Origin of the sequence: Shewanella sp. ISTPL2, from assembly GCF_013283205.1 — a bacterium.
GTDB classification, from domain to species: Bacteria; Pseudomonadota; Gammaproteobacteria; order Enterobacterales; family Shewanellaceae; genus Shewanella; species Shewanella oncorhynchi.
On sequence record NZ_JAAPAV010000001.1, the window covers coordinates 3776781 to 3789683 of the forward strand.

Here is a 12903-nt window from a genome sequence, read left to right on the forward strand (position 1 = left end):
ATAAATACATGAAACCCCATACCGACACATAACGATAAAATGGGGTGGAGAAAACAGATGAATAACAGAGTATTAGTCACAGGTTCGAGCCGTGGCATTGGCAAAGCCATCGCCCTAAAACTCGCCGCTGCGGGTTTCGATATCGCCCTGCATTACCACAGTAACCAAGCGGCTGCCGATGACACTGCAGCGCAAATCCGCGCGCTTGGAGTGAATGCGAGCCTGCTGAAATTTGATGTCGCCGACCGCGCAACCGTCAGAGCCGCCATTGAAGCCGATATCGAGGCCAATGGTGCCTATTATGGCGTGATCCTCAATGCTGGCATCAACCGCGACACCGCCTTTCCCGCCATGACAGAAAGCGAGTGGGACAGCGTGATCCACACTAACTTGGACGGTTTTTATAATGTCATCCATCCCTGTGTGATGCCTATGGTACAAGGCCGCAAGGGCGGACGTATCATCACCTTAGCTTCGGTTTCTGGGATTGCGGGCAACCGTGGCCAAGTCAATTACAGCGCCTCAAAAGCGGGTATTATCGGCGCAACTAAGGCATTGTCATTAGAACTGGCAAAACGCAAAATTACCGTTAACTGTATCGCTCCCGGCTTGATTGAAACCGACATGGTGGCCGATATTCCTAAGGATATGGTCGAGCAATTAGTGCCGATGCGCCGCATGGGTAAACCCAGTGAAATCGCCGCCTTAGCCGCATTTTTAATGTCTGACGATGCCGCCTATATCACTCGCCAAGTGATCTCGGTCAATGGAGGCATGATCTAAATGAGCGAAGCGACAAATCAAACCCGCTTAGGGAAACGAGTGGTTGTCACTGGCATTGGCGGCATTACCGCCCTAGGGCATGATTGGGAGGCGATAGCGGCGAGCCTTAAGGCGCAGAAAAACTGTGTTGTCACTATGGGCGAATGGGATAAATACGATGGCCTCAATACCCGCTTAGCCGCCCCAATTACCGACTTTGAAGTGCCAAGCCATTATTCGCGCAAGAAAATTCGTTCTATGGGTCGGGTTTCTATCATGGCGACCCGCGCCAGTGAACTTGCATTAATCGATGCGGGATTGTTAGACGATCCTATCGTGTCCTCGGGTGAAATGGGTATCGCCTATGGCTCGTCCACTGGCAGTACCGATGCCATCATCGCCTTTGGCGATATGTTGAAAACCGGTGATATGTCGGGTGTCACCGCCACGAGTTATATCCGCATGATGGCACACACCACAGCGGTGAATGTGGGGGTATTTTTCGGCTTAAAGGGCCGAATTCATACCACTAGCAGCGCCTGCACCTCGGGGAGCCAAGGCATAGGTTACGCCTATGAAGCCATCAAATACGGTCATCAAACCTTAATGTTGGCGGGCGGCGGTGAAGAACTCTGCCCCACAGAGGCTGTCGTGTTCGATACCTTATTTGCCACCAGCACTAAAAACAGCACACCCGAACTCGCGCCACGCCCCTTCGATGCGAGCCGTGATGGCCTCGTGATTGGCGAAGGTGCCTGTACGCTGGTACTCGAAGAGCTCGAACACGCCAAGGCGCGTGGCGCCAAGATTTACGCTGAGTTAGTCGGTTTTGGCACGAATTCAGATGGCCAACACGTCACCCAACCAAACGCGCAGACCATGGAAATCGCTATCAGGTTGGCGCTCAAAGACGCACAGCTTGAGCCTAGCGCCATAGGTTATGTGAACGCCCACGGCACGGCAACGGATCGCGGTGACATCGCCGAAAGCCACGCGACCCATGCAGTTTTTGGTGCTGGTATGCCGATTTCATCCCTTAAAAGCTACACGGGCCACACCTTAGGCGCATGCGGCGCATTAGAAGCTTGGGTGAGTATTGAGATGATGAATGCGGGCTGGTTTGCGCCGACACTCAATCTTGAAAGTATCGACCCACAATGCGCCGATTTGGACTATATCCGTAACGAACTGCGCCAAATCGACACAGATTATGTCATGAGTAATAATTTCGCCTTTGGCGGTATTAATACCTCGCTGATTTTTAAACGCTGGGCCCAATAACAACATATAAAAACCACATAAGGACATCACCATGAAACCACTCTTTGCAGGTATGCTGCTTAGCATCAGTTTATTAAGCTCGCCTTTATTGGCTCAGGAATATACGCTTGAAACCTATCAAGAAATCTTTAAGGGTGATAACCAATTCAAGCAAAAAGAAGCCATTGAATCACTCACCATCGCTGGTTTATCAGATCCTGCCATTTTTGATGCGCTCGAAGCAAAGCTACTCGCATCTTTGCCCCAAGCCACTGAAAAAAATGCCATTGACTACAGTGCTTGGTTAGTCAAAGGCTTAGCTTATTCAGGCAATGATAAGTACAGCGAAACCATCAACAAGATTGTTAATGGTGATTATCCTAAAAAACTCAAAAAATACGCAGGTCAAGCTTTAGAGAACATAACAATATATAAAAAATGGAATGCGATTCTTGCGGATAAAAACCAATATATTGCCGATCAAAGTCAGCAAAATAATGCCTTTGCCAATGCCCTACGCAGCAATGATTTAGAATTAATGCGTCTCGCGGCTAAACGCATCATAGATGACCGCCAGTACGATGATTTTATCCTAGCCGTACTCAGTAACGAATTGAAAACACCACGCTTAATGGCCGATGACAAACTCGCCATCGATACCTATGCCAACATGGCAAAAGCGCTAGCTAGTTCGGGGAATACCGCTTACCGCGATGTGATTGAAAATATGGCAACCACGAGCTCAAACAAAAAGCTCAAAAACTACGCCGAGAGTTATTTGAAGAAATACTACTAAGCCTACCCGTTTTACGCTTAATCGAGTAAATCATGGCCGAGCTTATCCTCGGCCATTTTTATATTCGCCTATACAGGCTTGCCATGGTAATCACTCACTACACTGTGAAAGAACCTAGAGGCTCTAAGTTGATAAACGAGAGTTACCGAAGGCGAAGAGGCAGTTAAACATAGATATTGTTCAGAGTGAGGCCAACCATGGTACTGGCTCTACGACCCGCAGCAAGTCTATCCTTGGATGCTCGACCGCCCCGTCCATGGGGCGGACGGTCGTCTCGCCAATCACCATGGTTTGCCTTTCGAGCATTAGTGTAATCTGTAGGCTTACAAAGACGCGAGCTAACATTTAATAACTGCAAACTTCGCTAACCAAATTTTACAACATCTAGTTAGGTAATTATTCGTTGTGAGCAAGATGTATATTTCAGAGTGTAGCTGTACGACTTTCATGCACATATGATAGGAAATGGTGATTAATTTCAAATTAAATCTACTGATATTGTAATCAAGTAAAGATAGCGATATCTTGCCTTACTCTTACTTTATTGGAAATTGTGGCATGTTTAACTGGATTACTCCTGAAATCATTATTGCTATTTCGTCAGTATTTATTGCACTGTTTGCCTTAGTTGCAACGATTTGGCAGGGTAAGATGACAAAGAAACATAATAAATTATCCGTTAAACCAATCCTTAACTGTAGAGTTGAAATATCAAATCACTGCGAGAAAATAGGAGTTCATTTCACTAACGATGGCATTGGACCGGCGATTATTACTTCAGCGAAGATAAAACGGAATAATAAAGAATTTAGCTTGGGAGATTTTAGATATCTAGGATTATTTCCTGAATTAAGAAATGAGCATTTTCATTTCAATCTTTTGGGTATCCCAGGCACTATTTTACCTTCACAATCACAATGGCTTTTTTCTACAAATGAACATAAGAATGGCTTTGTCAAGATTAATGATCTTATTTCAGCATTAAATGAAGTAAATATTGAAATAAAATATGAATCAATGTATGAAGATAAATTTACTTTTTTAAGAAAAATTGAGCCTCCACAATAGTCCTATCTTGAGAGATGTACGGCTCAACATTCAACTGATACCTTTTCTACTCCCTAGTTTTGTGGCCTAGCATTTGCTTATCCACCACGGCGCATTGGCAAACAGACGACAAAGCGCGATGACGCCATTATGGATAAGCCAAAATAATAGGAGCACCCGATCTGCTATGAAATCCACCATAAGAGCCATGAAAATAACCTTAGATGACCTTAAAGGGCCTGAGATTGCGGCTTTACTGCAGGAACACCTCAACGATATGCGGGCAACCTCACCGCCTGAAAGCGTTCACGCATTAGATCTTGACCGCCTGCGTCAGCCCAATATTCGTTTTTGGACCCTGTGGGATGGTAATAATCTCGCGGGCTGCGGTGCACTAAAATGGTTAGATACCGAGCACGCGGAGATCAAATCCATGCGCACCGCCGCGCCCTATAAGCAGCAAGGTATAGCGTCTAAAATATTGCAGCACTTAATTAACGATGCTAAAGCCACAGGCATTAAACACCTGAGTCTAGAGACAGGTTCGATGGACTTCTTTAATCCAGCCCGAATGCTCTACACCAAATTTGGCTTCGAAAGCTGCGGCCCCTTCGACACCTATCAACTCGATCCCAATAGTGTGTTTATGACAAAGAAAATCTAAAAAACATGCGCCTTAGTCTTTGAAATTCATCTCTAAGGCGCTTTGCTGCAGTTAAGTATTAGATCGCTTAACTACTGATGCAGTTCTGTGCCCGTTCCACCAATGGATAATAAATCCAAGTAACAACCCCCAAAATGCACTGCCGATACCCAATACACTAAAACCCGATGCCGTGACCAAGAAAGTGATCACCGCTACTTCGCGATCTTCCGTTTTAGCTAATGCGGCGGTCAGGCTATTGGCGATAGTGCCGAGCAGGGCTAATCCGGCGATGGCCAGTACTAACTCCTTCGGGAAAGCGGAAAACAGTCCAACCACAGTGGCGCCGAGTAACCCAGTGATAAAGTAAAACACCCCGCCCCATACCGCCGCCCAGTAACGGGTCGCTGGATTCGGGTCTGCTTCTTTACCCATACAAATAGCGGCTGTGATGGCGGATAAATTAAAGGCAAAACCGCCAAAGGGCGCGAGGATAACCCCGATTAGCCCTGTGCTCGTGATCAAAGGTGAAATGGGCGGCCTGTAACCATTACCGTGCAGCGCAGCGACACCCGGCATATTTTGCGAGGCCATAGTCACCACAAACAGCGGTAATGCCACGCCAATCACACTCGCCAACGAAAACTCAGGTGTAGTCCACACCGGTATCGCCAGTTGCAACTGAACCGCATCTAGCTTGAGCAAATCTAATTGAAAACTCATGCCTATGCCCACCAGCAACGTCAGCAAGATGATGTAACGCGGCGCAAAAGGCTTAACGACGACAAACACCAACAACATGATCAAAATTAGACTCAGCTGGGTTTGCATCGCCTGAAATAGCCCTAGGCCAAATTGCAGCAGAATCCCCGCCAACATGGCGGAAGCCACCGACTGCGGCATGATGCGGATAAGCTTATCCATCCAGCCCGCCACCCCGCAAAGGGTGATTAGAATTGAACTCACCAGAAACGCGCCTATGGCTTGATTGACGCTTAACCCCGCTAAGCTAGTCACCATCAGCGCTGCGCCCGGTGTAGACCAAGCCGTTAGAATAGGATTCTTGTAGTAAAGCGATAACCCTATACTGGTCACACCCATGCCCACTCCTAAAGCCCACAGCCATGAACTGATCTGTGCTGGTGTAGCCCCCACCGCCTCCGCCGCTTGAAAGATAATCACCGCCGAGCTGCTATAACCTACTAATACCGCAATAAAACCCGCTGATATTTTTGATAAACTCCCTGCATCTCGCCACATATCCACTCCCTTTCTCTGCAATTAGTGTCGCCATTACTTTGTGCGCTATAACTTATAAAATGAACAAGATAGCTTTTGTGCGCTATAACGTACGAGATGGACAAGATAACACCTGTGCGTTATAACGTACAAACTAAATTTTCATAAAAATGATGGGGCCATTGTGCAGACGATAAACAGCTATCTCGCCACCACGCTTAAAGCACTTCGCAACCAAAAGGGATGGAGTTTAGATAAAGCCGCCCAAGAGACGGGCGTGAGTAAGGCCATGATAGGACAAATCGAGCGCGGTGAATCAAGCCCAACCATTGCGACGCTATGGAAAATAGCCAGTGGATTCAATATCTCGCTGTCGACCTTTCTCGAACCCACACCCCAGAGCCAAGGCGCAGTATTCCGTAAACCCGACGAGTTACGCCAACAACCCGCCACCGACGGCATGCTAGTCGCCTCACTCTTCCCCTTTGAAGAGCGCTTCGGTTTCGAGATGTTTGAACTCACGCTGCTGCCAAACTATGAGCGCCTTTCTGAGCCCCATGAAACGGGTGTCACTGAGCATGTCATTGTCTTGAGCGGCACTATGGAAGTGCTAGTCGATGGCGAGTGGCAAACACTCAAGCAAGGTGAAGCGGTACGATTTGCGGCCGACAAACCCCATGGCTATCGCAATCTAAACGAGCAAGCCGTGGTATTCCACGACATCATTCACTATCAACGAGGCAGTGAATCTAGCTTGTAGCAGCTTATAACGCCAGTAATGCAGAGTTCGAGTACCAACAACGCCAAAGACCAAACCCTTCACTATGATAATTTGCAACACTTGCACTCGCCAATTCATTAGAATAAACTTATTGAAAATTTTCTAATGGTAGGAGCAATGCTATGTTTCAATCTTTACTGGCTAAGTTATCCGGCAGCCACTCGGGCGAAAAATGTTGGCAATTGATTGAACAAGGCGCACGGGTGATTGATGTGCGTTCGCCGGAGGAATTTGCCTCAGGTCATTTGCCCCAAGCCATTAATGTGCCATTGCCAACGCTCGACCAATGGTTACACCAAGTCGACAATAAGCAACATCCCTTCGTGCTCTATTGTGGCGCGGGTATTCGAGCGCAAAAAGGCTGCGACATTCTCAAGGCCAATGGCTTTAGCTGCGTAGTAAATGGTGGCTCGCTTAAAGATTTAGTCTGCTGCCAACCGAGCTAATTTAAGCCTCAGTTGTTCGGCGCCAATCTTACCAATCTGTATGTTGTGATGGTTTAGATATCTGCGAGGTGATGTATGCATAAAACGAATTATGCCAAAGCGTTACAGCTTGAAGCCACACTGGTTAACCCTGCTGAAAAGCCGCTTGAAACTGAACGTCCTGCACGCTTTAGCATCAGTCGTAACCGCGACCAAGCCAGTACTAAGGTGCGTTATGTTGAGACAAGCACCCTCGCCAAAGGCTGCAGCCTTTGCGAATAAACAGCTTAGCGTGCCACTTAAACCTAGCCACTTAAGCCAAGCGTGCTTAGCTGAAATGGACATACAAAAATGCCAGCCTATTAAAGGCTGGCATTATTTATTCAGCCAAATCAAATGGCTCAGCTAATCAATGGGACAATTAAGCTTTCAGCTGATCGATACTGTGTTTCGCTTCGCTCATGCCTTTGTCGTGGGCTTCAGGGCCCATGTTCAACGCTTCGGCGTAAACAACTTCAACATTAGTGATACCAATAAAGCCTAAAACCGTTTTCAAGTAAGGTACAACGTGATCCGTTGGGCCATCTTTGTGAGCGCCGCCACGGGTCGTCACTAACACAGCGCGTTTACCTTCCACTAATCCTTTTGGACCTGTTTCAGTGTAAGTAAAAGTCACACCGGCACGGGCGACAAAATCGATCCAGTTTTTAAGTTGAACCGGAATCGTAAAGTTGTACATAGGTGCAGCGATAACAATCGTATCGTTCGCTTTTAATTCAGCGACTAAGGTATCTGATAAGGCGAGCATTTCTTGCTGACGTGCAGATAATTCTGCACCACCGCGTAACCCAGAAGCGATTTCACCGTCTACCATAGGCAGTACGTCTTTACCGCCTAAATCACGCACTGTAATAGCGGCGCCTTGGGTTTCCCAGTGACTCGCTAAGTGATCAATTAACACGGCAGATTGTGAATAACCGCCAAGAATGCTTGATTTTAAAATTAAGACTTTAGACATAATCTGCTCCGAAAATAGGTAAATGACTCAGAGTCAGATGGAATATCTCAACTCTATGGCGCTAGTGTATTAGCCCATAAAAAAGAAATAAAGCGGATAAAATCTGAGATTAGCTTCGATTTTTTAGAAAGGTTATACGTCATCTTCGACGTACAGATACACTAAGTTGTTTTCGACGCATTCATACTTTCGACGTACTAACATACAGGCCTTCAAAAACCGCACACAGTGAATCCATACAATACAATTGCACTTCCAGCTTCACCTTAACTCTGCGCCCCCTTTGTAACGGGCTGAGATCCACATCTGGCCATTGTACTTTTACCACAGGGTCACAAGTCACAGGAGCAAGATAACGAATATGGGCATCGGCGAGCACAATATCACCCGCCACGCCCACCAACTGTTGATTTAGCCACACTGCACCCCAGCCCGTTAAGGTCATCAAGGTATAAATACTGCCCGCAAACATGGTCTGATGCAGATTAATATTGGGCATCATCGGCGCTGTGACTCGAAATTCTCCCTCGCTGTAATCGAGTGGCACTATCTGCATAAACTCGCTAACGGGGATCGTACTGTGCCAAGTCTGGCGTAATTTAATGAGTAATTGATCCATGTGCATTCCCTTAATACTCCCTTAGTACAAGCGACATTGATTATGCCTAGCACCCCATCACCTAGACCCCTAGATAAACATCACGATAGAAGCTACACCTGCAGATTAAAGGTCACGGGGCCATCATTGACTAAGGACACTTGCATATCGGCGCCGAACTGTCCGGTTTCTGTATGAACGCCCTTAGCGCGGCAGAATGCGACAAACTCTTCATACAAGCCTAAGGCTTGATCCGGCGTACCCGCCCCTGAAAAACTCGGCCTCAAGCCTCGGCCTGTATCAGCGGCTAAGGTAAATTGTGACACTACTAATAAAGACCCACCGACTTGTTCTAGATTGAGATTCATCTTGCCATTTTCATCGGAAAAAACGCGATAACTCATGACTTTAGTCGCCAACTTTTCCATCTTCTCGCGGGTATCTTCTTGCTCGACACCGAGCAGAACCAACAAGCCTTTATTGATTTCACCTAAGGTTTGGTTATCAACCACCACACTGGCGTGACTCACTCTTTGAATTAACGCAATCACAACTTTTCCTTTTAGATTAAGGCTTAACGGGAACCATTTGCGGCATTAGCGGTAGCGGGCGGATATATTGCTCTACGCCATCAGGCAAAGATTGTACGACTTGCGCCAAGCCGCCATTCGTCCACAGCATAAAACGACGTAACTCTTCTATTTCAATACGGTCGGCAAAGGTCACTGTACCTTGCACTTGGATCACTGCGCCTTGGTCCAACAACACAAACTTGGCAAAATTAAGCTTCTGATTCAAGGTGCCAATCACGGCAGGCAACTCTTGGCTGGCCTGCAATTGCGGATGCACTGCATAGAAGCGATTCATTAAAATACGGTCAATGCCCGCCGAATTGATACTCGGCTCAAGCAAGAATTGGTTATTGCCAAACTGCACAGCCACTTTAGTCGGCGCAACTTGGGTGGCCAGATAATTTGCGTTAATCAGCGCTTGGTACAAGCGATCAGCGGCAGTTTCATTAGTCAACCCACCGAGTTCAACAACTTTGGGCGCGACAGGGGCACTCACGACCTCCTGAGCCACCACTAGGTCAATCGCGCTGGTTTGCGAGGGCGCCGTGGCGGCACAGGCGGTTAATCCGAGTAAACTGGCACTGATGAGCAATGTTTTCATTGTATTTCTCTTTGATGTATCCACGACCACATAGCATGGATTTCTGCTGTAACCGCCAAAAACAAAGACTCACTATTGAGCATATGTCCGCCATCGACAACAGATTGAATTGTAATAGCATGCTCCAACCCAGCCAAAAAATCGCGTAATAGCGTCGCTGGGCAAATCGCATCCTGCATTCCTTGCAATAACACACTACGCGCCTTCACTCTAGGCGTCACGCGCTGTAACACATTCATGGCATTGAAGTAATTATGTCGAGCAAAGTGTAACTCGATATTGGCTAATGCTAATACGGATTCGGGTAACAGCCTTGGTAGCACTAACCTCGCCCCCGCAAGCTGCAACTCCCACTGCACCCAACGCCGCGCAAAATGGTATCGCACATTTTCATCGGCTGATGCCAAACCTAGATGATATGAATCCAGTAATTCAGTCAGCGATAACTGAACCGGAAAAATGTCATTGAAGAGTCGATAATCAGCAGGTTGCAATTTTGCCGCGCCGTCAGCGCCATAGAGCCAGTCGAGACCTTCTTTGGATGGAATAAATAACGCCCACAGTACCTGTGAAATCACCCGCTCTGGGAATAATCCGCTGTAAATTAAGCCTAATGTGGCCCCAAAAGAGCCTCCGGCTAAACACCAACGCTCAATACCCAATGCAAGGCGAATCGCCTCAATATCGCTAATCAAACCAGTGAGATGGTTGTTGGCTAAATCGCAAAAGGGTAAAGATTGCCCAGAACCGCGTTGATCTAAAAGCAAAATCCAATATTGATCGCCATTAAATAAAGCTAAATCACCGATATCACAACCCGCTCCTGGACCGCCGTGCAAATACAGCAGTGGGATACCTTGTGGATTACCGTATTGCGCCAGATGCAATTGCTGACCATTGCCAACGTTAAACCAGTCGCGACGGATAAAAGATGGGAAGGATTCAGGCATTCAGTGTCATCGACATTAATAATCCTCTAATGGGGTCATTCAGATTTAGCCACCGCCTTGAGTGCCGTCACCTCAGCCGAAGTTAACACCGCAGCGGAATTTTCTTGGGAGGCATTTTCTAGGGGCTTAGCATTCAGAGCGGTTTCGTCATCATCTGAGCTCGACTCATAATCTAAATATTCAGGCATCGCGGCGGTAATTTCCGCGCCGAGTAATACTATCATCCACGATAAATACACCCAGACAAAGATAATGGGGATCACGGCTAAAGCACCATAAATCGCTTCATAACTCGGAAACTGAGTGACATACAAAGCAAAGGCTTTTTTACCTAACTCAAACAAGATTGCGGCAACAATCGCCCCTAATAGTGCATGTAGAAACTTCACTTTTTGATTAGGCACCACCATATACAACAACAAAAATGCCGCCACAGAGAAAAGCATAGGTAAACGCTCAAGAAACACGGGCACCACACCCGACAGCTGACCGTCAAAGACCTTCAATGACACCACGTAGGAAGTGGCGACCAAACTGGCCCCCACCAAAACTGGGCCCAAAGTGATGACCATCCAATACATAGAAAATGCCACCACCACTGAACGCTTCTCTTTAGTACGCCAAATGTTATTGAGCGATTTATCAATGGCAGAAATCAGCAAAATGGCAACCACGACTAAGGCCGCAATCCCGACCGCAGTCCCCTTAGAGGCATTGGCCACAAACTCATTGATATACACTTGCACAGTATCGCCAGCGGCGGGTAAAAAATTCTGATAAACGAAACCTTCTATCTGTCCACGTATCCCCTTAAATACCGGAAAAGCTGACAGCATAGACATAGTCACCGCCACCATAGGCACGAGTGACAACAGTGTGACATAGGCTAAATGTCCGGCGCGAATATTGATTTGATCTTCAACTAAACGCCGTCTCAAATGCAGCAGGAAGTGCCAGATCCCGAGGAATAAGGCGCGAATTTGTGCCAGTTCTATCTTCTTAGTCACGGGTTTCTCTTGATTCTGTTGGTATAGACTCGTTATCTTCGTACAATAAACACTTAATTTACAAGTCTAAGGAGTGAATTGATGTCTCAACAAGGATCTGCAGGTAACGTTATTTCCGCTATTGCTAGCCTATTTTTTCCTGGGCTAGGCCAATTATTGCAAGGCAGAATAATGGCCGCACTGTTATTTTTCATTATCACAGTGGTGGGTTATGCCCTCTGGTGGCTGATTGTACCCGCGGTAATAGGTGCTATCTTTCATCTGTGGAGCATTATCGATGCGGCGCGATTTAAAGCCGATTAATTAATTTCATTCAGCGACGGAACACCCAATGAAAAGACTGATAGCTTCAGGGCTGATTGCCACAAGTCTCCTGCTTAGTGGTTGCCAGAGTGCCTACTACGGCGCAATGGAAAAGGTCGGTTACCATAAACGCGATATTATGGTCGACAGAGTTAAAGATGCGAAAAAATCCCAACAGGATGCTCAAAAAGAGTTCAGCTCAGCCCTAGAAGAAATGCAAGCACTGCTCAATTACAGTGATGGCAACTTAGAAAAAGCCTATAGCAGAGCCAAAGATGAATACGAATCGGCTCAAAGTGCCGCCGACAACGTCAGCAACCGTATCAATAAAGTCGAAGATGTAGCCGAAGCACTGTTCGATGAGTGGCAAAATGAAATTAGCGAGATCAGTAAAGCTAATCTACGCCGCAACAGTGAAGCTAAACTCAAAGAAACGCGCCGCGCCTATGAACAATTGATTAAAAGTATGCGCCGTGCCGAGTCAAAAATGCCGCCGATACTCACCGCCATGAAAGACAATATGCTGTATCTCAAGCATAACTTGAACGCCCAAGCCATTGGTGCGATTAAAAGCGAATTTGCGAGTCTGCAAACCGATATTTCTGGCCTGATTAAAGAGATGAACACCTCGATTAACGAATCGAGCAAATTTATCGAAGCACTCGAAAAATCAAAAAATTAATCCAAATGCCCCACTGAACGCCTAAGCCCTAGCAAAATAAATTGCTGGGGCTTTTTATTCTTTGTGTGACCTCGCACGCTGTCCCTGCAAGCCATACTTTATTTGTGCAAGACTAAAACACTTAGCTTTGTGAGCTATGGCGCGCTTTAATTGATTGATAGCGCGAATCTTAGATCTGACGCACAATTTCACTTATTACTCAAAAACTTATCCTCAGTT

17 protein-coding genes are annotated in these 12903 nt (G+C 46.7%); 10 read left to right on the forward strand and 7 right to left on the reverse strand.

Translation table 11 applies throughout. From position 1 onward, the window contains the following. Positions 1-57 precede the first annotated feature (57 nt). From HUB64_RS16565 to HUB64_RS16585, 5 genes are all read left to right on the forward strand, one after another. Positions 58-783, forward strand: coding sequence for a 3-ketoacyl-ACP reductase FabG2 (locus HUB64_RS16565; RefSeq protein WP_131524011.1), 726 nt, complete (start codon positions 58-60; stop codon positions 781-783). Beyond that, positions 784-2043: a beta-ketoacyl-ACP synthase gene (locus HUB64_RS16570; RefSeq protein ID WP_173497426.1), complete on the forward strand. Its 1260-nt coding sequence runs from the start codon at positions 784-786 to the stop codon at positions 2041-2043. 31 nt (positions 2044-2074) lie between these two features. Continuing rightward, positions 2075-2818 carry a hypothetical protein gene (locus HUB64_RS16575; RefSeq protein WP_173497427.1) on the forward strand — a complete coding sequence of 248 codons (744 nt, stop codon included), beginning with the start codon at positions 2075-2077 and terminating at the stop codon, positions 2816-2818. A 558-nt stretch (positions 2819-3376) separates the two neighbouring features. Further along, positions 3377-3886 carry a hypothetical protein gene (locus HUB64_RS16580; RefSeq protein ID WP_173497428.1) on the forward strand — a complete coding sequence of 170 codons (510 nt, stop codon included), beginning with the start codon at positions 3377-3379 and terminating at the stop codon, positions 3884-3886. A gap of 166 nt (positions 3887-4052) precedes the next feature. After that, entirely contained in the window at positions 4053-4529 is a 477-nt protein-coding gene (locus HUB64_RS16585; RefSeq protein ID WP_173497429.1) for a GNAT family N-acetyltransferase, read from the forward strand. A gap of 51 nt (positions 4530-4580) precedes the next feature. Here HUB64_RS16585 and HUB64_RS16590 read toward each other — a convergent pair whose 3' ends face one another. Then, a complete protein-coding gene (locus HUB64_RS16590; protein WP_173497430.1) occupies positions 4581-5768 on the reverse strand; it encodes a benzoate/H(+) symporter BenE family transporter in 1188 nt (395 codons plus the stop codon). 163 nt (positions 5769-5931) lie between these two features. On the opposite strand from HUB64_RS16590, the gene HUB64_RS16595 reads away from it, so the two are divergent. The 3 genes from HUB64_RS16595 to HUB64_RS16605 all read left to right on the forward strand — a co-directional run bounded on the left by HUB64_RS16595 (position 5932) and on the right by HUB64_RS16605 (position 7235). After that, a complete protein-coding gene (locus HUB64_RS16595; protein ID WP_173497431.1) occupies positions 5932-6507 on the forward strand; it encodes an XRE family transcriptional regulator in 576 nt (191 codons plus the stop codon). A gap of 143 nt (positions 6508-6650) precedes the next feature. Then, on the forward strand, positions 6651-6974 hold the full coding sequence (locus tag HUB64_RS16600) for a rhodanese-like domain-containing protein (protein WP_105251132.1): 324 nt from the start codon (positions 6651-6653) through the stop codon (positions 6972-6974). Between the two features lie 75 nt (positions 6975-7049). Continuing rightward, positions 7050-7235, forward strand: coding sequence for a hypothetical protein (locus HUB64_RS16605; protein ID WP_173497432.1), 186 nt, complete (start codon positions 7050-7052; stop codon positions 7233-7235). Between the two features lie 139 nt (positions 7236-7374). Here HUB64_RS16605 and azoR read toward each other — a convergent pair whose 3' ends face one another. From azoR to HUB64_RS16635, 6 genes are all read right to left on the reverse strand, one after another. Further along, a complete protein-coding gene (gene azoR / locus HUB64_RS16610; protein ID WP_173497433.1) occupies positions 7375-7971 on the reverse strand; it encodes an FMN-dependent NADH-azoreductase in 597 nt (198 codons plus the stop codon). A gap of 181 nt (positions 7972-8152) precedes the next feature. After that, positions 8153-8590, reverse strand: a complete 438-nt coding sequence (locus tag HUB64_RS16615; protein WP_173497434.1) for a thioesterase domain-containing protein — start codon at positions 8588-8590, stop codon at positions 8153-8155. 92 nt (positions 8591-8682) lie between these two features. Beyond that, positions 8683-9120, reverse strand: a complete 438-nt coding sequence (gene dtd / locus HUB64_RS16620) for a D-aminoacyl-tRNA deacylase (RefSeq protein WP_105251128.1) — start codon at positions 9118-9120, stop codon at positions 8683-8685. 16 nt (positions 9121-9136) lie between these two features. Beyond that, positions 9137-9742, reverse strand: a complete 606-nt coding sequence (locus HUB64_RS16625) for a hypothetical protein (protein WP_131524020.1) — start codon at positions 9740-9742, stop codon at positions 9137-9139. Next, the gene (locus HUB64_RS16630; protein ID WP_173497435.1) at positions 9739-10692 is read right to left on the reverse strand and encodes an alpha/beta fold hydrolase; all 954 of its coding nucleotides are present in this window, start codon (positions 10690-10692) and stop codon (positions 9739-9741) included. Before HUB64_RS16630 ends, HUB64_RS16625 begins: the two co-directional genes overlap by 4 nt. Before the next feature lie 35 nt (positions 10693-10727). Next, positions 10728-11699 (reverse strand): virulence factor BrkB family protein, encoded by a 972-nt coding sequence (locus HUB64_RS16635; RefSeq protein WP_173497436.1) that lies wholly within the window; start codon positions 11697-11699, stop codon positions 10728-10730. Between the two features lie 81 nt (positions 11700-11780). Here HUB64_RS16635 and HUB64_RS16640 point away from each other — a divergent pair, with 81 nt between their 5' ends. Then, entirely contained in the window at positions 11781-12002 is a 222-nt protein-coding gene (locus tag HUB64_RS16640; protein WP_006079786.1) for a hypothetical protein, read from the forward strand. A gap of 28 nt (positions 12003-12030) precedes the next feature. Next, the gene (locus tag HUB64_RS16645; protein ID WP_173497437.1) at positions 12031-12684 is read left to right on the forward strand and encodes a DUF2959 domain-containing protein; all 654 of its coding nucleotides are present in this window, start codon (positions 12031-12033) and stop codon (positions 12682-12684) included. Positions 12685-12903: the final 219 nt, after the last annotated feature.

What these genes read in the sequence shown, in the direction of transcription:
- HUB64_RS16565 (WP_131524011.1), top strand. Translation starts at nt 58, where the DNA reads ATGAATAACAGAGTATTAGTCACAGGTTCGAGCCGTGGCATTGGCAAA.
- HUB64_RS16570 (WP_173497426.1), top strand. Translation starts at nt 784, where the DNA reads ATGAGCGAAGCGACAAATCAAACCCGCTTAGGGAAACGAGTGGTTGTC.
- HUB64_RS16575 (WP_173497427.1), top strand. Translation starts at nt 2,075, where the DNA reads ATGAAACCACTCTTTGCAGGTATGCTGCTTAGCATCAGTTTATTAAGC.
- HUB64_RS16580 (WP_173497428.1), top strand. Translation starts at nt 3,377, where the DNA reads ATGTTTAACTGGATTACTCCTGAAATCATTATTGCTATTTCGTCAGTA.
- HUB64_RS16585 (WP_173497429.1), top strand. Translation starts at nt 4,053, where the DNA reads ATGAAATCCACCATAAGAGCCATGAAAATAACCTTAGATGACCTTAAA.
- HUB64_RS16590 (WP_173497430.1), bottom strand. Translation starts at nt 5,768, where the DNA reads ATGTGGCGAGATGCAGGGAGTTTATCAAAAATATCAGCGGGTTTTATT.
- HUB64_RS16600 (WP_105251132.1), top strand. Translation starts at nt 6,651, where the DNA reads ATGTTTCAATCTTTACTGGCTAAGTTATCCGGCAGCCACTCGGGCGAA.
- HUB64_RS16605 (WP_173497432.1), top strand. Translation starts at nt 7,050, where the DNA reads ATGCATAAAACGAATTATGCCAAAGCGTTACAGCTTGAAGCCACACTG.
- azoR (WP_173497433.1), bottom strand. Translation starts at nt 7,971, where the DNA reads ATGTCTAAAGTCTTAATTTTAAAATCAAGCATTCTTGGCGGTTATTCA.
- HUB64_RS16615 (WP_173497434.1), bottom strand. Translation starts at nt 8,590, where the DNA reads ATGGATCAATTACTCATTAAATTACGCCAGACTTGGCACAGTACGATC.
- HUB64_RS16625 (WP_131524020.1), bottom strand. Translation starts at nt 9,742, where the DNA reads ATGAAAACATTGCTCATCAGTGCCAGTTTACTCGGATTAACCGCCTGT.
- HUB64_RS16630 (WP_173497435.1), bottom strand. Translation starts at nt 10,692, where the DNA reads ATGCCTGAATCCTTCCCATCTTTTATCCGTCGCGACTGGTTTAACGTT.
- HUB64_RS16640 (WP_006079786.1), top strand. Translation starts at nt 11,781, where the DNA reads ATGTCTCAACAAGGATCTGCAGGTAACGTTATTTCCGCTATTGCTAGC.
- HUB64_RS16645 (WP_173497437.1), top strand. Translation starts at nt 12,031, where the DNA reads ATGAAAAGACTGATAGCTTCAGGGCTGATTGCCACAAGTCTCCTGCTT.